The sequence below is a fragment of the Bradyrhizobium sp. genome, from assembly GCF_052389815.1.
GTDB lineage: Bacteria > Pseudomonadota > Alphaproteobacteria > Rhizobiales > Xanthobacteraceae > Bradyrhizobium.
The window spans coordinates 1-26,588 of record NZ_JBQTHN010000209.1; the positions used below are offsets into that span (position 1 = coordinate 1).

25 protein-coding genes are annotated in these 26,588 nt (G+C 63.9%); 15 read left to right on the plus strand and 10 right to left on the minus strand.

Annotated features, from left to right (window positions below):
* Positions 1-295: 295 nt before the first annotated feature.
* From hslV to ACT4OC_RS28310, 5 genes are all read left to right on the plus strand, one after another.
* Positions 296-847 (plus strand): ATP-dependent protease subunit HslV, encoded by a 552-nt coding sequence (gene hslV / locus ACT4OC_RS28290; RefSeq protein WP_444842353.1) that lies wholly within the window; start codon positions 296-298, stop codon positions 845-847.
* A 3-nt stretch (positions 848-850) separates the two neighbouring features.
* Positions 851-1,342 (plus strand): GNAT family N-acetyltransferase, encoded by a 492-nt coding sequence (locus ACT4OC_RS28295; RefSeq protein ID WP_444842354.1) that lies wholly within the window; start codon positions 851-853, stop codon positions 1,340-1,342.
* Positions 1,339-1,941 carry a DUF2585 domain-containing protein gene (locus ACT4OC_RS28300; RefSeq protein ID WP_444842355.1) on the plus strand — a complete coding sequence of 201 codons (603 nt, stop codon included), beginning with the start codon at positions 1,339-1,341 and terminating at the stop codon, positions 1,939-1,941. The genes ACT4OC_RS28295 and ACT4OC_RS28300 overlap by 4 nt, the downstream gene beginning before the upstream one ends.
* 41 nt (positions 1,942-1,982) lie before the next feature.
* Complete coding sequence (gene hslU / locus ACT4OC_RS28305; protein ID WP_444842356.1) at positions 1,983-3,287, plus strand: ATP-dependent protease ATPase subunit HslU; 1,305 nt, start codon at positions 1,983-1,985, stop codon at positions 3,285-3,287.
* A 196-nt stretch (positions 3,288-3,483) separates the two neighbouring features.
* Positions 3,484-4,608, plus strand: coding sequence for a hypothetical protein (locus ACT4OC_RS28310; RefSeq protein WP_444842357.1), 1,125 nt, complete (start codon positions 3,484-3,486; stop codon positions 4,606-4,608).
* Here the strand turns inward: ACT4OC_RS28310 and ACT4OC_RS28315 are convergent.
* The 3 genes from ACT4OC_RS28315 to ACT4OC_RS28325 are packed head-to-tail and all read right to left on the minus strand — an operon-like array spanning position 4,605 to position 7,376.
* Positions 4,605-5,192 (minus strand): Smr/MutS family protein, encoded by a 588-nt coding sequence (locus tag ACT4OC_RS28315; RefSeq protein ID WP_444842358.1) that lies wholly within the window; start codon positions 5,190-5,192, stop codon positions 4,605-4,607. The genes ACT4OC_RS28310 and ACT4OC_RS28315 overlap by 4 nt on opposite strands.
* Entirely contained in the window at positions 5,189-6,622 is a 1,434-nt protein-coding gene (gene mltA / locus ACT4OC_RS28320; protein WP_444842376.1) for a murein transglycosylase A, read from the minus strand. The genes ACT4OC_RS28315 and mltA overlap by 4 nt, the downstream gene beginning before the upstream one ends.
* Positions 6,623-6,674: 52 nt before the next feature.
* The gene (locus ACT4OC_RS28325; protein ID WP_444842359.1) at positions 6,675-7,376 is read right to left on the minus strand and encodes a Tim44/TimA family putative adaptor protein; all 702 of its coding nucleotides are present in this window, start codon (positions 7,374-7,376) and stop codon (positions 6,675-6,677) included.
* 420 nt (positions 7,377-7,796) lie between these two features.
* Here ACT4OC_RS28325 and secB point away from each other — a divergent pair, with 420 nt between their 5' ends.
* On the plus strand, positions 7,797-8,282 hold the full coding sequence (gene secB, locus ACT4OC_RS28330; protein ID WP_444842360.1) for a protein-export chaperone SecB: 486 nt from the start codon (positions 7,797-7,799) through the stop codon (positions 8,280-8,282).
* On the opposite strand, the gene dnaQ is transcribed toward secB, so the two are convergent.
* Genes dnaQ through ACT4OC_RS28350 form a run of 4 tightly spaced genes read right to left on the minus strand, consistent with a single transcriptional unit; the run spans position 8,283 to position 11,142 of the window.
* Positions 8,283-8,999, minus strand: a complete 717-nt coding sequence (gene dnaQ / locus ACT4OC_RS28335; RefSeq protein WP_444842361.1) for a DNA polymerase III subunit epsilon — start codon at positions 8,997-8,999, stop codon at positions 8,283-8,285.
* Between the two features lie 57 nt (positions 9,000-9,056).
* Positions 9,057-9,656, minus strand: a complete 600-nt coding sequence (gene coaE / locus ACT4OC_RS28340; protein ID WP_444842362.1) for a dephospho-CoA kinase — start codon at positions 9,654-9,656, stop codon at positions 9,057-9,059.
* Positions 9,657-9,683: 27 nt separating this feature from the next.
* Positions 9,684-10,292 carry a Maf family protein gene (locus ACT4OC_RS28345; protein ID WP_444842363.1) on the minus strand — a complete coding sequence of 203 codons (609 nt, stop codon included), beginning with the start codon at positions 10,290-10,292 and terminating at the stop codon, positions 9,684-9,686.
* Between the two features lie 10 nt (positions 10,293-10,302).
* The gene (locus tag ACT4OC_RS28350; RefSeq protein ID WP_444842364.1) at positions 10,303-11,142 is read right to left on the minus strand and encodes a pyruvate, water dikinase regulatory protein; all 840 of its coding nucleotides are present in this window, start codon (positions 11,140-11,142) and stop codon (positions 10,303-10,305) included.
* Positions 11,143-11,556: 414 nt separating this feature from the next.
* On the opposite strand from ACT4OC_RS28350, the gene hemJ reads away from it, so the two are divergent.
* The 8 genes from hemJ (at position 11,557) to ACT4OC_RS28390 (ending at position 20,734) form a co-directional block, all read left to right on the plus strand.
* Entirely contained in the window at positions 11,557-11,979 is a 423-nt protein-coding gene (gene hemJ, locus ACT4OC_RS28355) for a protoporphyrinogen oxidase HemJ (protein WP_444842365.1), read from the plus strand.
* Positions 11,980-12,217: 238 nt separating this feature from the next.
* Entirely contained in the window at positions 12,218-13,483 is a 1,266-nt protein-coding gene (gene rho / locus ACT4OC_RS28360; protein WP_444842366.1) for a transcription termination factor Rho, read from the plus strand.
* Positions 13,484-13,764: 281 nt separating this feature from the next.
* On the plus strand, positions 13,765-14,343 hold the full coding sequence (locus tag ACT4OC_RS28365; RefSeq protein WP_444842367.1) for a GNAT family N-acetyltransferase: 579 nt from the start codon (positions 13,765-13,767) through the stop codon (positions 14,341-14,343).
* 440 nt (positions 14,344-14,783) lie between these two features.
* On the plus strand, positions 14,784-16,121 hold the full coding sequence (mnmE, locus tag ACT4OC_RS28370; protein WP_444842368.1) for a tRNA uridine-5-carboxymethylaminomethyl(34) synthesis GTPase MnmE: 1,338 nt from the start codon (positions 14,784-14,786) through the stop codon (positions 16,119-16,121).
* A 142-nt stretch (positions 16,122-16,263) separates the two neighbouring features.
* Positions 16,264-18,147 (plus strand): tRNA uridine-5-carboxymethylaminomethyl(34) synthesis enzyme MnmG, encoded by a 1,884-nt coding sequence (gene mnmG, locus ACT4OC_RS28375; protein ID WP_444842369.1) that lies wholly within the window; start codon positions 16,264-16,266, stop codon positions 18,145-18,147.
* Positions 18,148-18,165: 18 nt separating this feature from the next.
* The gene (gene rsmG, locus ACT4OC_RS28380; RefSeq protein ID WP_444842370.1) at positions 18,166-18,837 is read left to right on the plus strand and encodes a 16S rRNA (guanine(527)-N(7))-methyltransferase RsmG; all 672 of its coding nucleotides are present in this window, start codon (positions 18,166-18,168) and stop codon (positions 18,835-18,837) included.
* 16 nt (positions 18,838-18,853) lie between these two features.
* Entirely contained in the window at positions 18,854-19,705 is an 852-nt protein-coding gene (locus ACT4OC_RS28385) for a ParA family protein (RefSeq protein WP_444842371.1), read from the plus strand.
* Between the two features lie 138 nt (positions 19,706-19,843).
* Entirely contained in the window at positions 19,844-20,734 is an 891-nt protein-coding gene (locus ACT4OC_RS28390; protein ID WP_444842372.1) for a ParB/RepB/Spo0J family partition protein, read from the plus strand.
* Here ACT4OC_RS28390 and holA read toward each other — a convergent pair.
* The 3 genes from holA to leuS are packed head-to-tail and all read right to left on the minus strand — an operon-like array spanning position 20,731 to position 24,978.
* Positions 20,731-21,759, minus strand: coding sequence for a DNA polymerase III subunit delta (gene holA / locus ACT4OC_RS28395; RefSeq protein WP_444842373.1), 1,029 nt, complete (start codon positions 21,757-21,759; stop codon positions 20,731-20,733). The two genes, ACT4OC_RS28390 and holA, sit on opposite strands and share 4 nt — an antisense overlap.
* Positions 21,760-21,764: 5 nt before the next feature.
* The gene (lptE, locus tag ACT4OC_RS28400; RefSeq protein ID WP_444842374.1) at positions 21,765-22,316 is read right to left on the minus strand and encodes an LPS assembly lipoprotein LptE; all 552 of its coding nucleotides are present in this window, start codon (positions 22,314-22,316) and stop codon (positions 21,765-21,767) included.
* Entirely contained in the window at positions 22,303-24,978 is a 2,676-nt protein-coding gene (gene leuS, locus ACT4OC_RS28405; protein WP_444842375.1) for a leucine--tRNA ligase, read from the minus strand. The genes lptE and leuS overlap by 14 nt, the downstream gene beginning before the upstream one ends.
* 304 nt (positions 24,979-25,282) lie before the next feature.
* Between leuS and ACT4OC_RS28410 the strand changes: the two genes are divergently transcribed.
* A complete protein-coding gene (locus ACT4OC_RS28410) occupies positions 25,283-26,269 on the plus strand; it encodes a GGDEF domain-containing protein (protein WP_444842377.1) in 987 nt (328 codons plus the stop codon).
* The last annotated feature ends 319 nt before the right edge of the window (positions 26,270-26,588 follow it).

Consider the following 26,588-nt stretch of genomic DNA (forward strand, 5'->3'; position numbering starts at 1 on the left):
GGGGGGGAGCCAGTTGGCTAATTTTATAATCTCTGCACAACTACAAATTTATGCGCCCTGGGGGGGGTATTTTACTTTCGGTGGCGCGCGGGGGCCTGTTTGGGCGCTATTGAAAAACCCGCTTCCACTGGCCCGAAAACGCGGGTCTTTTAACAGGCGAATGCTGCCTTCGCCACTGCGGGATGACGCTCAGATGACTGAAGTTCGGCCTATGGTGACCGGAATCCCGGCCGTTCTGGCCCGATTGTAACGGCAAGCCCAAACCCCTAAATCTGGCGAGAACGCGAGGTATCTTATGCAAGCATCTCCCCATGAGCCGGCGGTCTGGCACGGCACCACGATTCTGACGGTTCGCAAGGGCGGCAAGGTGGTGATCGGCGGCGACGGCCAGGTCTCGATCGGCCAGACCGTCATCAAGTCCAACGCCAGGAAGGTCCGCCGGCTCGGCAAGGGCGACGTCATCGGCGGCTTCGCCGGCGCCACGGCGGACGCCTTCACCCTGTTCGAGCGGCTGGAGAGCAAGCTCGAGCAATATCCGGGGCAATTGACCCGCGCCGCAGTCGAGCTTGCCAAGGACTGGCGCACCGACCGCTATCTGCGCCGGCTGGAAGCCATGATGATCGTCGCCGACAAGGACGTCTCGCTGGTGTTGACCGGCACCGGCGACGTGCTGGAACCGGAGGCCGGCGTGATGGCGATCGGCTCCGGCGGCAACTATGCGCTGGCCGCCGCGCGCGCCCTCGTCGACAGCGACAAGGACGCCGAGACCATCGTGCGCCGCTCGCTCGACATCGCCGCCGACATCTGCGTCTACACCAACCGCAACGTCACCATCGAAACGCTGTAGGGCATGGCGCCAGGGTCCCGCTATCTGTTCCGGGCGATGACGACGGCCGACCTGCCGATGATCGCGCGTTGGCTCGCCCAGCCGCATGTGCGCGAATGGTGGGGCGATCCGGCCGAACAGTATGCGCTGGTCAGCGGCGACCTCGACGAGCCTGCGATGGACCAGTTCATCGTCTCAACCGGCGGAAGCGATCTCGGCTATATCCAGTGCTACGATCTGACCGACTGGAATTCCGGCTTCGGCCCGCATCCAGCGGGCACACGCGGCATCGACCAGTTCATCGGCGAGCCCGATATGGTCGACCGCGGCCATGGATCGTCATTGATCCGCGCGTTCGTCGACGGGAGGCTGGCTGGCGGAACGCCGCGCTTGGTCACCGATCCCGATCCGGAGAACGCGCGGGCGATCCGCGCTTACGAAAAGGCGGGCTTTGCAAGGGACCGTCTGGTCGATACACCTGACGGCATCGCTCTCCTGATGGTGCGCAACGCATGACCTTTTCGCCGAAGCCGACCATCGCCACCAGAGTCGCTGCCTGGCAGTGGTTGGTCCTCGCGGCCCTGCTGCTCGCGCTGCAGGCGGTGCTGCTTTACTTGGCCGGCCGGCTGCCGATCTGCGCCTGCGGCTACGTCAAATTCTGGCACGGCGTGGTGCAGAGCTCGGAGAACTCGCAGCACATCGCCGACTGGTACACCTTCTCGCACATCCTGCACGGCTTCCTGTTCTACGGCGCGGCGTTCCTCGCCTTTCCGCGGCTTGCCTGGCCGGGCCGCCTGATCATCGCGATGCTGGTCGAAGGGGCGTGGGAACTGGTGGAAAATTCCAGCTGGATCATCGAGCGCTATCGCGCCGGCACCATCTCGCTCGACTATTACGGCGATACCATCGTGAACTCGATCTCCGACACGCTGTCGATGGTGCTTGGTTTCCTGCTGGCGAGGAAAATCCCTGTTGCTGCGACGGTTGCGCTCGGGATCGTATTCGAGGTCGCAATGCTGCTGCACATTCGCGACAATCTGACGCTGAACATCCTCATGCTGATCCACCCCTTCGAAGCGATCAAGCAATGGCAAGGCGGACCGCCGATCCTTTGATCCGGCTTGCCGATCGCAGCGTTCCGACATAGCTAGGGCCCATGACCGACTTTTCCCCCCGCGAAATCGTCTCCGAACTCGACCGCTTCATTGTCGGGCAGTCCGATGCCAAGCGCGCGGTCTCGATCGCGCTGCGCAACCGCTGGCGTCGGCTGCAGCTCACCGGCTCCTTGCGCGAAGAGGTGCTGCCGAAGAACATCCTGATGATCGGGCCCACCGGCGTCGGCAAGACCGAGATCGCGCGGCGTCTGGCCAGGCTTGCCGGCGCGCCGTTCCTCAAGGTCGAGGCGACGAAGTTCACCGAGGTCGGCTATGTCGGCCGCGACGTCGAGCAGATTGTCCGCGATCTCGTCGAGGTGGCGATCGCCCAGGTGCGCGAACGCAAGCGCAAGGACGTGCAGGCCCGGGCGACGCTCGCAGCCGAGGAGCGCGTGCTGGATGCGCTGGTCGGCCCGGGCTCCGGCCCGGCAACCCGCGAATCCTTCCGCAAGAAGCTGCGCGCCGGCGAGCTCAACGACAAGGAAGTCGAGATCGAGACACAGTCGTCCGGCGGCATGCCGATGTTCGAAATTCCGGGCATGCCGGGCGCGCAGATGGGCGCGATCTCGATCGGCGACATCTTCGGCAAGCTCGGCGGCGGCCGCACCAAGACGCGGCGGCTGACCGTTGCCGACTCCCACGAAATTCTCGTCGCCGAGGAATCCGACAAGCTGCTCGACACCGACCAGCTGGTGCTGGAGGCGATCGGCGCCGTCGAGAATAACGGCATCGTGTTTCTCGACGAGATCGACAAGATCTGCGCGCGCGAGAACCGCGTCGGCGGCGATGTCTCGCGCGAGGGCGTGCAGCGCGATCTCTTGCCGCTGATCGAGGGCACCACGGTCTCGACCAAGCACGGCGCGGTCAAGACGGACCACATCCTGTTCATCGCGTCGGGCGCCTTCCACATCGCCAAACCTTCGGACCTCTTGCCGGAGCTGCAGGGGCGCCTGCCGATCCGCGTCGAGCTGCAGGCGCTGACCCGCGACGACCTGCGGCGCATCCTGACCGAGCCGGAGGCTTCGCTGATCAAGCAGTACGTCGCCCTGATGAAGACCGAGGGCGTGACGCTCGACATCACCGACAACGCCATCGACGCACTTGCGGACGTTGCGGTTGCCGTGAACTCCACGGTCGAGAACATCGGCGCGCGACGGCTGCAGACGGTGATGGAGCGCGTGCTCGACGAGATCTCCTTTGCCGCGCCGGATCGCCATGGCGAGACCATCACGGTCGATGCGGATTACGTGCAGAAGCATGTCGGCGACCTCGCCAAGAATGCGGATTTGAGCCGGTTTATTCTGTAACTGTCGCCCCGGAAAAAGCCGGGGCCCACAACCACGGGACGTGGTTTTGAAACAAGCTGGAGCTCCAGCTTTCGCAACTTCAGCGGCGGTGGTTATGGGTCCCGGCTTTCGCCGGGACGACCACTGAAGTTGCGGCTCCATTGCGCGAACCTTGCCAGCCATGTGATAACGCCCGCCTGATCTCTTCGGGTGGGCGATGAATCTCCGGCTCTGGCAAAATCCCTGGCGGCTGATGCTGGCCGTCAATGCCGCGGTCTTCATCGGCGTCTTCCTGCACAAGATCGCGCTGCCGCCTTACGTCCCCTACATCCATCTCCTCGTCGACTATCATTTCGGCTTCACCAAGCGCGCGCTGATCGGCGCGGCCGTCTCGCTGTTCGCCGCCAAGGTGCCGGTCTGGCTGGTATTCGCGCTCGCCGGCACCGCGTGGATCATCACGCTCGGCCTGTTTCTTCAGCTCTTCCGCCGCACCTTCGGCTTCCACGAGAGGCACCTGCCGTTGCTCGTCTTCATGGCGGGCTCGCCGTTCTTCCTGAAGAACTTCATGCACACGCTCGGCCATTTCGACATCTATGGCTGCCTGCTGGCGATCTGCCTGCTGCTGATTCCGGCACGATCCATTGCCTATGTCTTGCTCGCAGCAGTCTTCTCGATCGTGCTGGTGCTGATCCACCATATCCATGTGCTGATGTATGTGCCGACCATCGCCGCGATCGTGGTGCTGCGCCACTACCTGCCGCAAGGTTTGACGTGGCAGAACGTCATCGCGGGTCTCGCCGCATGCGCGGGCAGTGCGTCGCTCTTCATCGCCACGCAGTTCTTCGGCGCCGTCGACGCACCTCCGCAGGCCTTCGTCGATCACCTGCAGAGCCGGATGGCCGATCCCTCGCGTACCGATCTCCTGAGCTTTGCCTACATCTGGTACCAGCCGCTGTCGAAGGAGATCGCCGACACCTGGGCGCGCCTGCCGCACAACATCCTCGGCGTTCCGGTGTTCGCGCTGCTGATCTGGCTGCACACACCGCTGTGGCGCTATTTTGCCGGCTTGATACGCGCACTGGCGGGCGAGATGCACCGTCGTATCGTCATCGCTGCGCTTGCGATCGTCAGCGCCGGTTATCTCGTGATGTTCGCTATCGTGTTCGACTACTCGCGCTGGGTTTCGAACTGGGCGGTATGCATGTTCCTGGTCCTGCACGCGGTGAAGATGCTGCCGGCTTCGCGCGAGACGTCCCCTATCCCGACAGATGACACGAAGACCACGATCTTCGGCGCCATCGTCTCGCTGATCCCGCGTGTCGGAATCGTGCGGCCGTTCTAGGACCGCGCGCGCCGCACCCGCACATAGAGCGCGCCTTCGCCGCCGTGGCCAACATTGGCTTCCTCGAAGCCGACCACCAGCGTGCGGAACTCCGGCAGCGCCAGCCAGTGCGGCACCTGCCGGCGCAGCACGCCGCGCTCGGAATCGCCGCCGCCGATCTTGCCCTTGCCGGTGATGACGAGAACGAAGGTAAGGCCTTCATGATGGGCGCGTTGCAGGAAGCCGAACAGCGCACGATGCGCGCGGGTTTGCGTCATGCCGTGCAGGTCGATGCGGGCGTCGATCTCCTTCTTGCCGCGCGACAGCTGGGCGCGTTCGCGACGCCCGATCGGCGCGAGCGGCGGTGCATGCGGTTTTGGCGGCGGCGCAATCTTCACCGGCGAGGACGGCCGCGGCGGAACGGAGGCGGCGGCATCCTGCGTTTCCGCGTGGAGCGGGTGCGATCGGCCGAGACGCGGGCTCTGGCGCAGCGGCTTGACCTGCCGGGCCACGCTCTCCCACAGCTTGCGTTCGTCCTCGCTCAAGCTGCGCTTGCGCCGCGGGCTCGCCGACGGGTCGGCAATCTCGGGAGGCCGGCGCTTCATCGATCGCGCGATTGACGGGTGCGCCTGGTGTCGCGCTCGGGAGCCTCTTTCGGGCGCGCTACCGGCAGCGGGATCGACGCCTGGGCGCCGACGGCCGGCATTGCCGCGGCGGGTGCGGCATCCTTCGTCGGCTTCGCCGGTTCGACCTGCGGAAAAAGCCTTGCGATCCTTGCAGAGGGCCGCTCGTCCGGCACCGGCAGCTTGCGGCCGCGCGCGAGCGGATCGAGCGCTTTCGGCACCAGCATGACGAAGCGCGCATTGTTCTTCAGCCGTCCGGCCACCCGGCCCGCCTCGGCGCCGGCGCCGAAATACAGATCGGCGCGCGCCGGCCCCACGATGGCCGAGCCCGTGTCCTGCGCGATCATCAGGCGGCGGAACGGCGTCTTCGCGCGCTCCGATTCGATCGGCAGGTCGCCCTCGATGAAGAACGGCGTGCCGTAGACGTGCAGCCCCTTGTCGACGGCGATCGAGCGGCCCGCCGTCAGCGGCACGCCCTGCGCGCCGACCGCCTCGTCCTTCTCGGAGAGATTTACTTCGCGGAAGAAGACGTAGGAGCGGTTCGCCCGGCGCAGCTCGTTGGCGCCGTCGGGGTTCTGCTCCATCCATTCCCGGATCTTCTGCATCGACATCTGTTCGCGCGGGATGATGCCACGGTCAATCAGGACTCGGCCGACCGGGGTATAGGGATAGCCGTTGTGGGCATCGTAGTTGATCCGCACCATCGAGCCGTCCGGCAGCTCGATGCGCGCCGAGCCCTGGATCTGCGCGAACAACAGATCGGTCTGGTTCTTCAAGTATGCGATCTCCAGCCCGCGGCCTTCGATCTTGCCGTCCTCGATCTCGCCGCGATCGTAATAGGGCACGAGCTTGCGGCGGCCGATCTTGCGATAGACCGCGCCCTTGTTGGGAAGCCCGGCCGAGGCCTGGGTCTGGCCCTTCACGAACAGGTTGGACGGGCGGCGGTAGATGGGAACGTTGTAGATTTCGTTCTCCGTCCGCGAGCCTTCGATGATCGGCTCGTAATAGCCGGTCACGAAGCCCTCGCCTTCGCCGAGCCGCGAGATACGGAGCGGCAGGAAGTTCTCCTCGAAAAAGGCTTTTGCCTTAGCACCCTCGGAAAGCTCAAGCCCCCTTGCGATACGACAGGGATCGCGCAGCGAAGTGCCCAATGCCTTGGAATCGGGTGGCGGGCCGTTCTGCGCGACGATCGGCTGGCAACTGATGCGGAACGCCTTGTAGGCGGCGAGATGGTCGTCCTCGCGCCAGCCGGTGACGTCGCTCCACGCCAGCGGCACATACTGGCTGTTCGGAACTTCCAGCGGCAGCTCGAGCGCCGGGTAAGGCAGCGGCCGCGGCTTTGGCGGCGCCTCGGCGCGATGATGGCGGGATTGTACGGCGCGCGAATCGGCGCTCGCCGGCAGCAGCGCCATCGCAAGCGCGATCAGCCAGCCCGCAACGGCAGGAATTCGATTGCCGTGCGGATCAGCCGGCGCTTCCAGTGCCAACCAGTTTCCAGTTCGGGTCGCGTGAGGCGGTGTCGCGGGCGAACGTCCAGACATCGGTGATATCGGCGACCTTGTCGGGATTGCCATCGACGACGGTGCCATTCTTGTCGCGGGTCACGGAGATCATCTGCGACACGAAGCGAACGGTGATTTGCGCGGCGCGGTCGCGCGCTTCAGCGGCGACGAGCTCGGCCTTGTCGATCGAGACGAAGCGCGTCTCCGTCTTCTGGTCGTGCTTCTCGCGATCGCGGATGGCGGTCTCGAAGCTCTCATAGACCTCGCTCGACAAGAGGTCGCGCAGCGCCCGGCGGTCGCCATTGGCAAAGGCCAGCACGATCATTTCATAGGCACTGCGGGCGCCGGAGAGGAAATGCCGCGGATCGAACGAGGAGTCCTGAGCGACGACGGCATCCAGCCCCTGCGCCAGCGCGGTTCCGGGCTCGGCGATGTCTTTCCAGCGATCGGCCGAAGCGACATCGGCGTTTGGCGCCGCCGGCGCCTGGTCGATCACGCTGCCCGGCATCGGAACGACATTGGAATCGGGCGCACCCTGCGCGACGTTGCGCGGCGAACGCTCAAACGGCGGCCGTTCGTGTCCGGTCCGCTGTCCGAGGACGCTGCGCAGGCGCAGGAAGATGAACACGGCCAGCGCCAGGAAGATGATGGTGTAGATATCCACGTCGCTATTCGCTTTCTTAACCTCTTGCCGCGGCAACGGGTCCGGCGGCGGAGCGTTCCCGCCGAGTGGGGAACGGCCAACATTACATCACCGATCAAGTCCGCTGCATGTAGGCACGAAACTATGCCAGGCCAATGGCGCGTTTTGGCGCGGGCATACTAGCGCGTTTGGCCACGAGGGGAAACCCGATCGTGCCCGGAAATCGCGCATCTTCAATAATTTACGGTAAGCCTGGGACGTCCTGCCGGACGTCCTGGGCCACATTCGCTGCCATTCCTCGCGCGATTGCCATCCTCCTCCTTGTGGAGGGGCTTGGGCCTATGATAGCCACTCGCGCCGATCCGGGCATTTTCGCAACCTCATGCGCGAATTGTGGCCTGAAACCGGTCCTTAGGCCCGCCCGCTCCAGGAGAGATTTTCATGACCAATGGCAATGGCGCCCCGCAGGAGGGAGCCCCTCCCCAGCTCAACGTGCTGGCGCAGTACACCAAGGACCTCTCGTTCGAGAACCCGAACGCACCCGGCTCGTTGCAGCAGCAGCAACAGCAGCCGGCGATCAACATCCAGATCAACGTCTCTGCCAATAACATTGCGCAGAACGAGTTCGAGGTGACCCTGCACGTCGACGGCAAGGCGGAGAGCAGCGGCAAGGTGTTGTTCTCCTTCGACCTCGCCTATGCCGGTGTGTTCCGCATCGTCAACGTGCCGCAGGAGAACCTGCATCCGCTTGTCATGATCGAGTGCCCGCGACTGCTGTTCCCGTTCGCGCGGGAGATCATCGCAACGTCCGTGCGCGACGGCGGCTTCCCGCCCCTGATGCTGGATCCCGTGGATTTCGTCGGCCTCTATCGCCAGAACATGGAACGGCAACAGGCCGCAGCCGCCGCTCAGGCCAAGCCGAGCTGATTAGCCGGCTGCCGCCGCGATCGGGGCCGGCAGAAAGTCATTCCAGATCGGCTTGTCGCCAAGGGTGGCGACAAAAACCCGATGCGCGAGCCGATCTTCCTCGCTGACGCGCAGGACAAGCGGAATTTCTCGCTGCCGCCGCGGCGTATCGCCGCCGGCGCCGACCCTGATGTCGACGCTCTCGGCCGCCAGGATCAGCTGCGACTGCCGCGCGCCGATCAGGTCGATATAGACCTCGGCGAGCAGCTCGGCGTCGAGCAGCGCGCCGTGCTTGGTACGGCGGGAATTGTCGATCGCATAACGCGAGCAGAGATCGTCCAGCCGGTTCGACACGCCCGGATGCTTCCGGCGCGCCAGCAACAGCGTATCGACCAGCCGGTCCTTCAGGATCGGCCCACGCTTGAGCCGGTCCAGCTCGGCATTGATGAAGCTGACGTCGAAGGATGCGTTGTGGATCACCAGCGGCGCATCGCCGATGAAGGCGAGGAATTCCTCCACTACTTCCGAGAACAACGGCTTGCTGGCCAGGAACTCGGTGGAAAGGCCGTGGACCGCAAACGCCTCCGCCGGCATGTCCCGCTCGGGATTCATGTAGCGATGGAAGGTCTGCCCGGTCGGCATGCGGTTGAACAGCTCGATGCAGCCGACTTCGACCAGGCGGTCGCCGCGCAACGGGTCGAGGCCGGTGGTTTCGGTATCGAGAACGATTTCGCGCATGGTCCAGTATTTTCTTGCAGGACGGTTTCTTGCAGGGCGGCTTCTTGCCGCGGCGAATCACGCCCGCCGTTTCGGCATCTTAACAACCGCGGCCAGAATGTCCCTGATTTGCGCGCGTACCGGATCGAGGCCGTGCGAGGTATCCACGACGAAATCCGCGCGCTTGCGCTTTTCCGCGTCAGGCACCTGCCGGGCAATGATGGAATCGAGTTTCGCGGCATCCATCGTGCCGCGCTCCAGCACGCGTTCGCGCTGCAGTTCCGGCGACGTCGTCACCACCACCACCGCATCGACCCGCTTCTCGCCGCCGGTCTCGTACAGCAGAGGCACGTCCACCACGACGACAGGCACGCCGGCACGCTCTGCATCCTCGAAGAATTTCTGTCGGCCTGCGCCCAGCATCGGATGGACGATTTGCTCGAGCTGCTTCATGGCCGCCGGATCGTGAACCACGCGCTCGGAGAGCTTTTGCCGGTCCACCTTGCCGTTCGCCGTCGTGCCGGGAAAGGCCGCCTCGATCGCCGGGACTGCCGCCCCCTCGTAGAGCTTGTGGACTTCGGCGTCGGCGTCATAGAGCGGCACGCCGGCTTCCACGAACAGTTTCCCGGTCGTGGATTTGCCCATCCCGATCGAGCCGGTCAGTCCAAGAATCAGCATGGTGGGGGTCCGTTCCGCCGCGTTGCTTCAGACCCCGACTAGCCCCTGCCCGCGCAGGAATGCAAGCAAGGGCAACAGCGGCAGGCCGAGAATGGTGAAATGGTCGCCCTCGATGCGCTCGAACAAATGTACGCCCAAGCCTTCGAGCTGATAGGCGCCGACGCTGGCCGTGACCGCTTCGCCGGCCGAATCCAGATAGCCGTCGATCTCCTCGGCCGTGAGCAGTCGCATTGTCATGCGCGCGACCTCGACGCCGGAGAACAGGATCTTACCGTCCCGCGCCACTGCGACAGCGGAGTGAAGCTCGTGCGTATTCCCGGCCAGGGCGCGCAGCTGCTCGGCCGCCTCCGCGCGGCCCTCCGGCTTGGAGAACATACACTGGCCCAGCGCCAGCGTCTGGTCAGCGCCGATGACATGGCGGTCCGGCATCGTCGCGGAGATGGATAGCGCCTTTTCCTGCGCCAGCAGCGCGGCGATTTCTCCGGGCTTCAACAAGCCGGATTTCTGCTGGATGGCGCGCTCGTCGACGTCGGCGGGTACGGCCTGGAAGGCGAGGCCGGCATTGCCGAGCAGCATTTGCCGCGCGCGGCTTTGCGACGCCAGAACCAGCGGATGTTTGCCGCGCCAGATCGTCATGCCCAAGAGTTCATTCGGTGTGTCGCGTCTTCTGCCGGTCGGCATAGAGCTTCATGACAGCCGCGGCGGTTTCCTCGATCGAGCGCCGGGTAACGTCGAGTTGGACCCAGTCGAATCTTGCGCTGAGCCGACGCGCATGGGCGACCTCGTCGGCCACTGCCTGGCGGTCGACGTAGTCCTCGTTCGAAGGTGCGGCCCCCATGCTGAGCAAACGGTTCTGCCGCACCTGAATCAAGCGCTCCGGCGTCGCATGCAGGCTAACGACCAGCGGCTTCTTCAGCGTCTCGAGCTGGTGCGGATGCGGAATGCCGGGCACCAGCGGCACATTGGCGGTGCGGATTCCCCGGTTGGCGAGGTAGATCGAGGTCGGCGTCTTCGACGTGCGGGACACGCCGACCAGCACGACATCCGCCTCCTCCAGGCCTTCGACATGCTGCCCGTCGTCATGGATCATGGTATAGTTCAGCGCATCGATACGCCGGAAATATTCCGCATTGAGCACATGCTGCGCGCCAATTTTGCCCGTGGTGGCAGCGCCGAGATATGCCTCGAACAGCTGCATCACCGGCCCGATGATCGACAGGCTCGGAATATTCATCTCCCTGCACTTGATCTCGAGGCGATGAACCAGGTCCTTCTCCAGCAGCGTAAACAGCACGATGCCCGGCGCCTCCTCGATCTCGTTCAGCACGCGATCGAGCTGCTTCTGGCTTCGCACCAGCGGATAGACGTGCTCCACAGCGCTGACGTTGGCATATTGCGCGGCCACCGCGCGCGCCACCGTGATCAGCGTTTCGCCCGTCGAATCCGACACCAGATGTAGATGGAAGTAATTGCCTGACGTGGGCACCAAAACCCCTGTGTATCCTGTGAGTCCCTGTGGAGCCTGACTGCCAAAACGGAACGGCGTTCCCCGCCCGGGGGATATCTCGTCAGTTTCTTCACAGGGCCTGGCGGAAGGACAAGTCCAAAGCCCTGGCCGGAATGATAGTGAGAATATGTGGACTTGTCTCTGTATATGCTGACCACAAACTCCGCCAAGGCTCTGACTCGAAGCACATTATTCGGATCGATGGCAGCACGAGAAGGAATGTTGAGGGATGTGAACAAGCGCTTTACGATGATCGGACAGGATTGCGTGAGTCCAATCAACGGCCAAGACTCTTCAAACCTTAAGAATCATAGATTTATTAGTTTAGAAGAGACCGGCTTTGCGGATATGTATCGGTCCCACGCTTCCAGGGATCTATGACCGGGCTAGCCGATGTACGAGTGGATCAAGGCACTGCATGTGATCGCGGTCATCTCCTGGATGGCCGGCATGCTCTATCTGCCGCGGCTGTTCGTTTATCACTGTGAGGCCGAGCCGGGCTCGAAGCAGTCCGAGACCTTCAAGGTCATGGAGTGGCGTCTTCTCAAGGTGATCATCAACCCCGCGATGATCGTTACCTGGCTGGCCGGGCTGTACATGGCTTGGGCCGCGCCCTGGTACACGTCGCCCTGGTTTCACGCCAAATTCGTGCTGGTTCTGATTCTGTCGGGTGTGCACGGTTTCTTTTCGCGCTGGGTAAAGGATTTCCGCGCCGACCGGAATACCCGCAGTCAAAAATTCTATCGTATTATCAATGAGGTACCTACCGGACTAATGATCCTCATCGTCATCCTGGTGATCGTCAAGCCGTTTTGATCAACAGGGAGCCTCCCCTCGCCTGCTTGCGGACCCCGGAACGATTTTCTATATTTGATTTATCCCACCCCACGCAGGCGGATGTGGTTGCGTTCCGGTCTCTTCGTCGGACCGGCCGCCGCATCAGGTTTGAAGCCCTCACCGGCGCTTTCCTTGATTAGACCTGCGACCTTCCCTTACGCGCCTGCTTTTTCGCAAAGCTCTCTTCCCTCCAAGAATGCTCCACAGGACCACCCCGATGCGGGAAATCAAACTCCAAGACCTCAAATCTCAAACGCCGGCCGAACTCGTCGCGTTCGCGGAAGAGAAAGGGGTCGAAAATGCCAGCACCATGCGCAAGCAGGAGCTGCTGTTCGCCATCCTCAAACAACTCTCCATCCAGGAGATCGACATTATCGGCGAGGGCGTCGTCGAGGTTCTCTCCGACGGCTTCGGCTTCCTGCGTTCGCCCGATGCGAACTACCTGCCCGGCCCCGACGACATCTACGTCTCGCCCTCGCAGATCCGCCGCTTCGGCCTTCGCACCGGCGACACCATCGAAGGCCACATCCGTAGCCCGAAGGAAGGCGAGCGCTATTTCGCGCTGCTCAAGGTCAATACGCTGAACTTCGAGGATCCGGAAAAGGCCAAGCACAAGGTCAATTTCGACAACCTCACCCCGCTGTTCCCCAATCAGCGCTTCCGCATGGAAATCGACGACCCCACCAAGAAAGACCTTTCTGCAAGGGTCATCGACATCGTCGCGCCCATTGGCAAGGGCCAGCGCGCCCTGATCGTGGCGCCGCCGCGCACCGGCAAAACCGTGCTGATGCAGAACATTGCGCACTCCATCACCGCCAATCATCCTGAATGCTATCTGATCGTGCTGCTGATCGACGAGCGCCCGGAAGAAGTCACGGATATGCAGCGCTCGGTGAAGGGCGAGGTTGTGTCCTCGACGTTCGACGAGCCGGCGGTGCGTCACGTCCAGGTCGCGGAAATGGTGATCGAGAAGGCCAAGCGCCTCGTGGAGCACGGCCGCGACGTGGTGATCCTGCTCGATTCGATCACGCGCCTCGGCCGCGCCTACAACACGGTGGTGCCCTCCTCCGGCAAGGTGCTGACCGGCGGTGTCGACGCCAACGCACTGCAGCGTCCGAAGCGGTTCTTCGGCGCCGCGCGCAACATCGAGGAAGGCGGCTCGCTCACCATCATCGCCACCGCCCTGGTCGATACCGGCAGCCGCATGGACGAAGTCATCTTCGAAGAGTTCAAGGGCACCGGTAATTCGGAACTGATCCTCGACCGCAAGGTGTCCGACAAGCGCACCTTCCCGGCGATCGACATCTCGCGCTCCGGCACCCGCAAGGAAGAGCTGATCACCGATCCGCAGCTTTTGAAGAAGATGTACGTGTTGCGCCGGATCCTCAATCCGATGGGCACGATGGACGCTATCGACTTCCTGCTCGACAAGCTCCGCAACACCAAGAACAACGCGGAGTTCTTCGAGTCGATGAACACCTGATGCGCAAGGCCGCGGCGCCGGCATCCTGACGGTCATTGCTGTCATGGTGTCGGGTGCCGCGGCGGTCGCGCAAGGAAGCTCGCAAGAGAATTGAAGTCGTTTACGGGCTGTCGATCCCCATCGGGTCGGCAGCCTTGTTTATGGCCGGACCGCTCCGAAGGGGCGCTGTCGCGGTTGGAGGCGACAGCTTCATTGAGGCCTGGATCGGCTTGCTGTGCTGGATGATCATCCCAGCCGAAACTGTTAACTGATGATTTCGGGGCGAAGGAGGCTGCAACGTCGTGGACATCAAGATCGAAACGTCGAGCCTTACGCTCCGACCTTGGGGTGAGGAAGACATAGAACAACTCACGCTCGGCTTGAACGATCTCGAGCTCGCAAAGTGGCTAGCTTTCGTCCCTCACCCCTATTCGACATCACACGCCAAAGATTGGATCAAGAGGTGCCAGGAGATTTCGAATGCAAGCATTCGGCCGATTGCATACGAATTTGCGATTGAACTTAGACCTGAGCGAACAGTGATCGGAGGGGTCAGTCTCAACAAGATTGACTGGGAGGCCGGTACGGGTGGTGGAGGAATTTGGATCGCCAACCATTTTCAGGGATGCGGCTATGGGCGCGAAGCGTTCGAGGCGAAGATCCGATTTGCTTTTTGCGAATTGGGCCTGACGAAGTTGGTCAACGGCTACTTCGACGGCAACGAAAAATCTTGGGCGATGCAGCGCAAATTGGGGTATCGACGCGTAGCTGAGGTTGCTAGCCGTTGCATGGCTGACGGAAGGCAAACGATCGAACACGTAACGACGTTGCTGCGCAGTGATTGGAAAGATCGCGAGGACTACATGTCCAAGCGAGCATGATCCAATGGCTGACCGGGCGGAGCCGTGATCGCTTGACCATCCGTCGATTGCGGGCACAACACAGCAGGGCGCAAACCAGAAGCTCTGCCCGAGCTACGGAGGGCGCTGATCCAGCCAGTCCAGCGAACCACCCATCTCGGCTGTTTCCGGTTTAAGGATTCGGGGCTTAGGTCTGACCTAGTGGATTAGGGCAGGGCGATTTGCTGCAATCTTTGCTGCACTGCGGTTGCAGCATGAAAGTTCCGCAGCCGACTTGCCGCTATACCCGTAACTTATTGAAATATGTCGGCTAATCATACGCGATCGCTTGGGTCCGGGAGATGCGCACCGCCACCGTCGCAACAAAACATTGGGCGTCCTTGGTTCGGCAAAGCGAGCTGCCCAGTCGTGACCCAATAGGGACCGCTTTGCCTTTTCGATGCCACCCTGACTATTAGGCGATGCATCCGCGGGACCAGACGATCTTCGCACTTTCCTCAGGCCGTGCACCGAGCGCGATCGCCATCGTGCGGGTGTCGGGCACGGAAGCCGGCAATGCGCTTTCGACACTGGCCGGAAAAATGCCGACGCCGCGCACCGCTTCCCGGGCGTTGCTTCGAGGCGCGGACGGTCAGCCATTGGACGATGCGGTCGTGCTCTGGTTTCCGGGTGCCGCCAGCGCCACCGGCGAGGACGTCGCCGAATTCCACGTCCACGGCGGACGCGCAGTGCTCGCTTCGTTGTTCACGGCGCTGTCAGCGCTTGAAAATGTCCGCCCCGCCGAACCCGGCGAGTTCACCCGCCGCGCCTTCGAGAACGGCAAGCTCGATCTCACCGAAGCCGAAGGGCTCGACGATCTCATCCATGCCGACACCGACCGGCAACGCCGCCAGGCGCTGCGGCAGCTGAAAGGCTTGCTCGGGGACAGAGCACGCGACTGGCGTGCGCAGATCATCGAGGCCTCCGCGCTGATCGAGGCCGGCATCGACTTCTCCGATGAAGGCGATGTGCCCGCCGAATTGATTCGGCCGGCGTTGGCGAAGATCGAAGCGTTGCTGGCGGAGATCGAGAATGTGCTTGCCGCGCAGGGCCAGGGCGAACGTCTGCGCGACGGCCTTGTGGTGGCCATTGCGGGCCCGCCGAATGTCGGCAAGTCCACCCTGATCAATCAGCTCGCGCGCCGCGAGGTCGCGATCGTCTCGCCGCATGCCGGCACCACGCGCGACGTCATCGAGGTGCAGCTCGACCTCGACGGCTATCCGGTGACGGTCATCGATACCGCCGGGATTCGCGAGACCGCCGATCCCGTCGAGCAGGAGGGTGTGCGCCGCGCGCGGGCGAGGGCAGGGGAAGCGGATCTCGTGCTTTGGCTTGCCGACACCGCCGGCGCGCCGGTCGAGTATCACGGTACGGCGCCGGTCTGGCTGGTGCGCAACAAGATCGACCTGGTCAGGATTGGTGCCGCCGCGATCGATGCCCGCGGTCGGCCAATGGCCGAGTTCCGGATTTCCGCCAGGAGCGGGGCAGGCCTGCCCGAACTGATCGAAGCCATGGTGGGCTTTGCGCAAAGCTATTTTGGCGGAAGCGAGGGCGGCTTGATCGCCCGCGAGCGACAGCGGATGCTCGTCAAGGACACCGCCGATTCGTTGCGCCGGGCGATCGATGTCGTAGGCGAGGGCGAGGAGCTGGCCGCCGAAGAGCTCCGCGCCGCCGCCTACTCCCTCGGGCGGTTGCTGGGACGGGTCGACGTCGAGGACATTCTGGATGTGATCTTCCAGGAATTCTGTGTTGGAAAGTAATAGTCCTTCGTTCAACCGATTAACGGATTGTTTCACGTGAAACACAGCTAGCGGTGCCAGGCGTTTCACGTGAAACAGGACGGCCGGGCCCACCTCACTTACCGCTTTCGGCTTTCACCACTCCGCGATAGAAGTCCGGTCCATGACCGCATCTTCAGCATCGTTCGACGTCATCGTCATTGGCGGTGGCCACGCCGGCTGTGAAGCCGCAGCCACTGCTGCGCGCATAGGCGCCAGGACGGCGTTGGTCACACACCGCTTCTCGACCATCGGCGCGATGTCCTGCAACCCCGCCATCGGCGGTCTCGGCAAGGGTCATCTGGTTCGCGAGGTTGACGCCTTGGACGGACTGATGGGCCGGGTCGCCGATGCCGGCGGCATCCAGTTTCGCATGCTGAACCGTCGCAAGGGTCCGGCCGTGCGCGGTCCGCGGGCCCAGGCCGACCGAAGACTTTATTCCGCCGCGATGCAGGCGGCGATCCGGGAGACCGCCAATCTCGAGGTGATCGAGGGCGAGGCGGATAAGCTGATCGTAGTCAGCGGCCGGGTCATGGGGATCCGTTTGGGCGATCGCCGTGAGTTCGCCGCTGGCGCCGTCGTAATCACCACCGGAACCTTTCTGCGCGGTTTGATCCATCTTGGGGAGAAGAGCTGGCCTGCCGGCCGGGTCGGGGAGGCTCCGGCCATGGGTCTCTCTGCCTCGTTTGAACGCGCTGGCTTCACCCTTGGGCGCCTCAAGACCGGGACCCCGCCGCGGCTCGACGGGACCACCATCGACTGGTCCGCGGTGGAGATGCAGCCCGGCGACGATCCGCCGGAGCCGTTTTCGGTCATGACCGACCGGATCACCACGCCCCAGATCCAGTGCGGCATCACACGGACCACGCCGGCCACCCATGAGGTGATCCGGACTAATGTGCATCGTTCGCCGATGTACTCCGGCCAGATCAAGAGCTCCGGCCCGCGCTATTGCCCCTCCATCGAGGACAAGATCGTCCGTTTCGGCGATCGCGACGGCCACCAGATCTTCCTGGAGCCGGAGGGACTCGACGATACGACCGTCTACCCCAACGGCATCTCCACCTCGCTGCCTGAGGAAATCCAGCTCGCCATGCTGGCCTCGATCCCGGGCCTTGGGCGAGTGAAGATGGTCCGGCCGGGCTACGCCATCGAATACGATCATGTCGATCCTCGCGAGTTGGAGCCGACCCTGCAGACCAAGCGGCTGGCGGGCCTTTTCCTGGCCGGCCAAATCAACGGCACGACGGGTTACGAGGAGGCTGCCGGGCAGGGGATCGTGGCCGGCCTCAATGCGGCGCTCGCCGCCGGGGGAGCCGATCCGATCGTGTTCGACCGGGCCGACGGCTATCTCGGCGTCATGATCGACGATCTCGTCACCCGCGGGATCACCGAGCCGTACCGGATGTTCACCTCGCGCGCCGAGTACCGCCTGACGCTCCGGGCCGACAACGCCGACCAGCGCCTGACCGACAACGGCATCGCTTTGGGCTGCGTCGGGCCGGCGAGGGCGGAGCGACACGCCGCCAAGATGGCGGCGCTGGAGGCCGCGAAGGTGCTGGCGAAGTCTCTGGCAGTCACTCCGAACGAAGCGGCCCGCCACGGGCTGGCCCTGAACCGCGACGGCAACCGCCGCTCGGCGTTTGAGCTCCTGGCCTATCCCGAGGTTGATTGGCCGATGCTGCTCGGCATCTGGCCGGAGCTTTCGGCCATCGACCCGAAGATCGCGGTCCACCTTGAGATCGACGCCAAGTACGATGTCTATCTCAAGCGCCAGACCGCTGACGTCAATGCCTTCCGTCGCGACGAAGGCCTGGTTCTGACGGGTATCGATTACGACGACGTGCCGGGTCTCTCCAACGAGGCTCGCGCCAAGCTCCGAGCGCATCAGCCGCGGACCGTGGGGCAGGCGGGCCGGATCGACGGGATGACGCCAGCCGCCCTCGGCATCCTGGCTGCCTACCTCCGGCGCGAGGCCCGGCGGAAGAGCCTGAAGGCGACGGCCTGACGTTTCACGTGAAACACCATGGCCCATTCGTCCCATCAAATTGACCTCGCCTCCGACAAAGGCGCCGCCCTCGCCCTTACTCCTGTTTCACGTGAAACAGAGGCGCGCCTTGATAGGTACGTCGCGCTGCTGCTGGAGTGGCAAGCCAAGACCAATCTGGTCGCTCCCTCCACGCTTCCAAATCTCTGGACGCGTCACATCTCGGATTCGCTGCAGCTCCTGAGCCTCGCTCCAACCGCGAAGACCTGGGTCGATCTCGGCAGCGGCGGCGGCTTTCCCGGCGTGGTGCTGGCTTGTGCCTTGGCGGAGACGCCGGGTGCCAGGGTCCATTTGGTCGAGCGGATCGCCAAAAAGGCAGCCTTCCTGCGCGAGGCAATTCGCGTCACCGGCGCGCCGGGGGCTGTGCATCTCGCCGACATCGGGGATACTGTGGAAAGATTCGGTAGCGCAGTCGATTGCGTTACGGCGCGAGCGGTGGCTCCGCTACATCAGCTGATCGGCTTCGCGGAACCGCTGGTGAGACGGGGTGCAAAGGCCTTGTTTCTCAAGGGTCAAGATGTAGAGGCTGAATTGACCGAAGCCACTAAATATTGGAAGATTGAGCCAAAGCTTCATTCCAGCCGCACCGGCGGACAGGGCTGGATCGTCGAACTCGACAAGATCGAGCGGCGCAACGCTGCCGCGGACTAGCTGGGGACAGCCGGCCATGGATGTAATTGATCAAGTATATCAAGAAGATATGGCACCCAAGCCTCCCGGTCATCCGCGCATCCTGGCGCTCGCCAACCAGAAGGGCGGCGTCGGCAAGACCACGACCGCCATCAATCTCGGCACGGCTCTGGCCGCGATCGGCGAGCGGGTTCTGATCGTCGACCTCGATCCCCAGGGCAACGCCTCGACCGGGCTTGGCATCGACCGGCGCAACCGTAGTTGCTCGACCTATGACGTCCTGATCGGCGAAGCCAGCCTGCGCGAATCCGTGGTGCCCACGGCGGTGCCGCGGCTGTACATCGCGCCCTCCACCATGGACCTGTCCGGCCTCGAGCTCGAGCTCGGCACCACGCCCGGCCGCGCCTTCCGCCTGCGCGATGCCATCGCGGCGCTGAACCAGAACGCGACGCCGGACAGCGACTACACCTACGTGCTGATCGATTGCCCGCCCTCGCTCAACCTTCTGACCGTGAATGCGATGGCAGCGTCCGACGCCATCCTGGTGCCGCTGCAATGCGAGTTCTTCGCGCTCGAAGGATTGTCGCAGCTGCTGCAAACGGTCGAGCAGGTGAAGACCACGCTCAATCCGAACCTGTCGATCCACGGCATCGTGCTGACCATGTTCGACAGCCGCAACAATCTGTCGAACCAGGTCGTCGCGGACGTCAGGCAGTTCATGGGAGCTAAGGTCTACAACACCATGATCCCGCGTAACGTGCGCATCTCCGAGGCGCCGTCCTACGGCAAGCCGGTCCTGGTCTACGATCTCAAATGCGTCGGCAGCGAAGCGTACCTCAAGCTCGCTACCGAAGTGATCCAGCGCGAGCGCGAGTTGCGCGCGCATTGATCGGTAGGGTGGGCAAAGGCGTCTTCGCCGTGCCCACCACTTTTCTTCACCACAGGTGGGCACGCTTCGCTTTGCCCACCCTACGATTCGAACTTCGATGTTGGAGTACTGCGAGTGAATCCAAGGGAGCTGGCGACGATGGCCGACGAAGCGCGTTCGCGATTGGGTCGCGGTCTTGCAAGTCTGATCGGTGATGTCGGCGGCGAAGCCGCGCATGTCGAGCGGCCGCGCAACCAGCGCAAGGTGCCGATCGAGTTCCTGAAGCCCAACCCGCGCAACCCGCGCCGCGCCTTCTCCGACACCGAGCTCAACGAGCTCGCCTCCTCCATCAAGCAGCACGGCGTAATCCAGCCGATCGTGGTCCGTCCCGTGAAGGGGGCACACGACCGCTACGAGATCATCGCCGGCGAGCGCCGCTGGCGCGCCTCCCAGCTCGCCGGCCTGCATGAAGTTCCGATCGTGCCGGCCGACGTCAGCGACAGCGACGCGCTGGAGATCGCCATCATCGAAAACGTCCAGCGCGAAGACCTCAACGCGTTGGAAGAGGCGCAGGGCTATCATGCGCTGGCCGACGAGTTCAAACGCAGCCAGGAAGACATCGCGAAAATCGTCGGCAAGAGCCGCAGCCATGTCGCCAACACGATGCGGCTGACGAAGCTGCCGTCGGAGGTGCAGGCCTATATCGCCGCGGGCCAGCTCTCCGCCGGCCACGCCCGGGCGCTGATCGGCGTGCCCGATCCGCTTGCCGCGGCAAAGCGCATCGTCGAGGAAGGCCTCAACGTCCGCCAGACCGAGGCGCTGGCGCATGAAGCGGGCGTGCCGGAGCGCAAGCCGCAGAAGCCGCGCAGCGGCGGCGGCGCCGCCAAGCAGAAGGATGCCGACACGCTGGCGCTGGAGAAGCGCGTCAGCGACGCCCTTGGCCTCACCGTCACCGTCAACCATCGCGATCCCGGCGGTTCCGTGCAGATCGCCTACAAGAGTCTCGAGCAGCTCGACGAGGTGATGCGACGGCTGGCGCGGAGCAGCTAACTTTTCCTCCGTGCATTCGCCGCGATTGCGAGCAGCGTACGTTGCGCGATCACGGCAGCCAGCGAGGTCTGCTTGCGCATGTCGAGCGCGGCGGTCCCCAGCTGGTCGATGGTGCCGACCAGGCGCTGCGGGGTGAAATTGCGCAGCGCGGTTTCGACGGCGCCCTTGCGCGAGAAGTGCAGTCGGGGGAAGCCGCCGTCGAGCACGGTCGACAGCGGTGTACCTTCCGCGACGGCGAGTGCCGATTTGTGCAGCCATGCGGCCTGGCGCTGCGCGGCGGCGATGATGATTCCGGGATAGGTGCCGGCGACCATCGCTTTGGCGAACTCGCTTTCAACTACGGCCGGATTGCCGGCGAAGGCGGCGTCCACGACCGGATCGAGCTTCAGGTCGGAGGCGTCCGAGACCACCGCCATGACGTCGTCGAGCGTCACCTCGCTCTTGCCATGGGCGTAGAGCGCGAGCTTGCGCAGCTCGTTGCGCGAGGCTTGGCGGTCGCCGCCGAGCAGGCCCATCAGGGTCGAGCGGGCATCCGGCGCGATGCGAAGGTTGGACGGCTTCAGCTCGTCGTCGATCAGTTTTGCCAGATCGCGTTCGGTGTCGGGATAACAGGCGATCGCCACCGCATTTTTCGCGCGCTCGCAGGCCTTGCGCAGCGGGGACTCCGGCCGCAGCTCGCCGGCCTCGATGACGATGCGGCAGTCGCGGATCGGCATCTCCGCCAGCGTGTCGATGCCGCTGGCAAAGCTGCGCGAGCCGGCGCGGACGCGGATGGCCCTGCGGCCGCCGAACAGCGGCACCGTCATCGCTTCGTCGACCAGGCGCGACGGCTCGGCGGCGAGCTCGTCGCCATCGAGGCGGACGAGGGAGAAGGGATCGTTGGGATCGTCGACGGCGGAAGCCATCAGCGCGTCGGCGCGCTCGCGGACGAGACCGGCGTCGGGGCCGTATAGCAGGACGATCGGCCGGCCCGCGTCGGGGCGGGCGAGGAAGCTGTCGATTTCTTTTCCGCGGAGCGCGACCAACGAAGTTAAGTGCCGGCGGTGAAATAGGATGCCAGACGCGTCTGGATGTTTTCGGCGATCTCCTGCGCGGCGCGGTCCTCGGCGTCGCGGAAGGCGCGGGCGCGGGCGAAGCGCTGCAACTGGCCCGGGATGTCGTAGGACACCCGCGAGAAGGTCGAGCCGGTCATGACCGATTTGTTGGTGGCGAGCTCGACCAGATTGTATTGCGCGTCGATGCCGTAATTCTCGGACGAGGGCAGCGCGGTGTTGGGGTCGAGGATCAGCGATGAGCGGCTGGTCGAGAAGCGCAGCACCAGCTTGTGGGTCGGTGGCAGGCCGGTGGCCTGGCCGTAGAGCTTGAACGCCAGCGCGTTGCGGATTTCCACGCCGAGGCGCGCCTCGCGCGAGGCGTTCGGCTTGTCGACCGGCGGCAGCTCGATGCCCATCAGCTTTTCGCGCAGTCCCGGCGTTCCGTCGGTGCGCTCGGCATACATCGGCTGGAAGCAGCCGGCCGTGAGCCCGGCCAAGGCGGCCACGGCCAGCAGCCGAACGGCGATCCTGCTCCTAGCCGACCACATTGACGATCCTCTTGGGCACCACGATCACCTTCCGCACGGGCTTGCTGCCCAACGCCAATTTTACCGCATCGAGGGCCAGAACGGCACCCTCAATTTCCGTGTTCTGCGCTTCGGCGGCCACTGTGACTTCGCCGCGTTTCTTGCCGTTGACCTGGACGACCAGGGTCATGGTGTCTTCAACCAGCAAATCGCGTTCGATTTTGGGCCAATCGGCCTCCGAAATCAGCCCGGGCTGGGCCAGCACCTGCCAGCATTCCTCGGCCAGATGCGGCATCATGGGCGAAATCAGTTGAACAAGGATGACCGCAGCTTCCCTGACCGCCCAGGCTAGGTCCGGGGCCGGGGTTTTGCCGCCCTTGGCCGGGATTTGGGCCAGCACGTCCGCCAGCGCATTGGTGAACTCGCGGATGTGGGCGAGGCACACGTTGAAGTGCAGCCGCTCGATCCCGGTCGAGACCTTGTCCAGCGTGCCGTGGCCGGCCTTGCGCAAGGCCAGTGCCTCGGTGCCGAAGATGGCCGGCCGCGCCGTCGGCGCCGACCCGGCGATGCCTGTGGACTCGTTCACCAGCCGCCACAGCCGCTGCACATAGCGCGATGCGCCCTGCACGCGCTCGTCGCTCCAGATCACGTCGCGGTCGGGCGGGGAGTCGGACAGCATGAACCAGCGCGCGACGTCGGCGCCGTAGGTCGCGATGATGTCGTCGGGGTCGACGGTGTTCTTCTTCGACTTCGACATCTTCTCGATCGGACCGATCGCGATCGGCTCGCCGCCATAGATCATGCTGGCGCGGCGCTCGCTGCCGAGCATCTCGATCTTCACCTCGGCCGGCGTCACATAGGTGCCGTCCGGTTTCTGGTAGGTCTCGTGCACCACCATGCCTTGCGTGAACATGCCGGCGAACGGCTCCTTCATGCCGATATGGCCGGTCGCCTTCATCGCGCGGGTGAAGAAACGGCTGTAGAGCAGATGCAGGATCGCGTGCTCGACGCCGCCGATGTACTGGTCGACCGGCATCATCCGATCGGCAACGGCGGGCGTGGTCGGCGCGTCTTCGTTCCAGGGATCGGTGAAGCGCGCAAAATACCAGGACGAATCCACGAAGGTGTCCATGGTGTCGGTTTCACGCTGCGCCTTGGCGCCGCACTTCGGGCAATTCACATGCTTCCAGGTCGGATGATGGTCGAGCGCGTTGCCCGGCTTGTCGAAGGTTGCGTCTTCCGGCAGCCGTACCGGCAGGTCCTTGTCCGGCACAGGCACCACGTCGCATTTCGGGCAGTGGATCACGGGGATCGGACAGCCCCAGTAGCGCTGGCGCGAGATGCCCCAGTCGCGCAGGCGGAAGTTCACCTGCCGCTCGCCGACGGCCCCCACCCTTCCCTCCCCCGCTTGCGGGGGAGGGTTATGGAGGGGGCGGGTCTCGCTCTCCAGCCGTTTCGCGACTTCTTCCTTGGCCTGGTCGATGGTCATGCCGTCGAGGAAGCTCGAATTGATCATGCGGCCGTCGCCGTCATAGGCGGTGTCCGTGATGACGAAAGTTTTCGGGTCCTGGCCCTCGGGGCAGACCACCGGCGTAACGCCGAGATCGTACTTGTTGACGAAGTCGAGGTCGCGCTGGTCGTGGCCGGGGCAGCCGAAGATGGCGCCGGTGCCGTATTCCATCAGCACGAAGTTCGCGACATAGACCGGCAGCTTCCAGGTGGGGTCGAACGGATGAATCGCCCTGATGCCGGTGTCGAAGCCCTGCTTCTCGGCGGTGTCGATAACCTCCTGTGCGGTGCCGATCTTCTTGATCTCGGCGATGAACGCCGCCAGCTTCGGATTCCTTGCCGCCGCGGCTTGCGCCAGCGGGTGGTCCGCAGAGATCGCCATGAACTTCGCGCCGAACAGCGTGTCCTGGCGCGTGGTGAAAATCTTCAGCTCGGTTTCGCCGGCGGGCGAGGTCGCTGCATCCAGCGCGAAGCGGATCAACAGGCCTTCGGACCGGCCGATCCAGTTGCGCTGCATCAGCCGCACCTTGTCGGGCCAGCGGTCCAGGCCATCGAGCGCGTCCAGCAGCTCCTGCGAGTACTTCGTGATCTTGAAGACCCACTGGTTCATTTCCCGTTGTTCGACGACGGCGCCGGAGCGCCAGCCGCGGCCGTCGATCACCTGCTCATTGGCGAGTACGGTCATGTCGACCGGATCCCAGTTGATCTTGCGCTTCTCGCGCTCGGCCAGCCCCGCCTTCAGGAAGTCGAGGAACATCTTCTGCTGATGCTTGTAATAGGAGGGATCGCAGGTCGCGAATTCCCTGCTCCAGTCGAGCGACAGGCCGATCGATTGCAACTGCTTCTTCATTGCAGCGATGTTGTCGTAGGTCCACGCCTTGGGCGCGACCTTGCGCTCGATCGCCGCGTTCTCCGCCGGCAGGCCGAAGGCGTCCCAGCCCATCGGGTGCAGCACGTTGAAGCCCTTGGCGCGCATGAAGCGGGCCAGTACGTCACCGAGCGTATAATTACGGACATGCCCGATATGGATGCGCCCGGAGGGATAGGGGAACATTTCGAGCACGTAATATTTCGGCCGCGGATCGTCGTTTTTGGAGGCGAAGATCGCCTTTTCGTCCCACTGGCGCTGCCAGCGCGGCTCGGATTCACGGGCGTTATAGCGGTCGGTAGTCATGAAATTACGGGGCTTTTCGAGGATTCGGGGCCGGCAAAGGACGGCGGACTAGGCCACAAAAGACCGCGGGGGGTCAACGTCCTGGAGCCGGCCCGCAGCATGCCGGAGATGCAACCCGTTGTAGTGCCGTGTCCTGCTCGCAACGCGAGCACGATTGAGGGGCACTTAACCATTTCATGAGACCTTCGCCCTCAAGAAAAAGAAACTCAGACCCGCAGGAAACAAGTGCTTCCCCTTGGCCGACGCGTTCGACGAGCTTGACTTCGAGTATGTGAGCGGCGTGGCCGAAAAGGCCATGCGCGCCATTACCGAGCAGCGCGTTCCGCCAACCCCGCACAATTTCCACGTCTGGTTCAAATATGCGCTCGGCGCGCCGATCGAGCTGAAACGCACTATCAACATCCTGATCGCGCAGAAGCGCAAGTTCGACGCGGCGACCAATCGCGACCTCTACACGACCTACGTCGGTTCCAGGGGAACCGACGAGGCGGTCGCCCATCAGGTCTCGCAGCAATTGCACGACGTGCTGGCCACCGCCCGGCAATTCCTCGACACCGCCATTTCCGACAACCGCACGCACATCGCGGCGATCAGCAACGTCGCCGACCGGTCCGAGATCGGCACCGATCCGCGCCTCCTGGTCGAGACCCTGATGGGCGAGCTTGCCAAGGCGGCGACGCGCGCCACGAGGCTCGAGGCGCAGTTCGCGGAGAAATCGCGCGAGCTCGACGTGATCCGCGAATCGCTGTCGCAGTCGGAGGAGCGGGCGCGGACCGATACCCTGACCGGCCTGCCCAACCGTCGTGCGCTGGAGGAGTTCTTCCGTGTCGCGCAGGCCGAGGCGATGGAGCAGGGCCGGCCGCTCAGCGCGCTCATGATCGACATCGATCACTTCAAGCAGTTCAACGACAGGTTCGGGCATGGCGTCGGCGACCAGGTGCTGCGGCTGGTGGCGAAGGCGCTCCGCGACCGCGTGCGCGAGGACGACCTGCCGGCGCGCTATGGCGGCGAGGAGCTGATCGCCGTCCTTCCCGGTGCGGATCTTGCGGTCTGCACCGCCACCGCCGAGCGCATCCGCTCCTCGCTCGCCGACTGCAAGATCACCCGCCGCGCCACCGGCGAGGAGCTGCCGGGCATCACCGTGTCGATCGGCGTGGGTCAATTCCAGGGCGGCGAGTCCATGGAGGACCTGATCGACCGCTGCGACCGCGCGCTCTACCAGGCCAAGAAGCGCGGCCGCAATTGTGTGGTGACCGAGCGGGAGCTCGAGCCGGAGCGGAAGGCGGGGTGATTTGCGCTTAGCGCTACCGAATGCCGTCATTGCGAGGAGCGAAGCGACGAAGCAATCCAGCTTTCTTTGCTGCGGCAAAGCTGGATTGCTTCGCTTCGCTCGCAATGACGGAAGAGAGACATGCGATCTCATTCTCACGGCTCGGAATCGCCTGAGTTCTGCTATCTCGTTGGCACCCTCTTGAAGAGAGGGCGCGGAGAAGGCCGGGCGCCGGCTGCGCCCGCAGCACCGTGTGCAACGGTAGTAAGAAAACGCACACGGATTTGACAGGTACAGCCAGGACATCCCGACCTTCCCCGCGCAATGGTTTGGCGGCTTA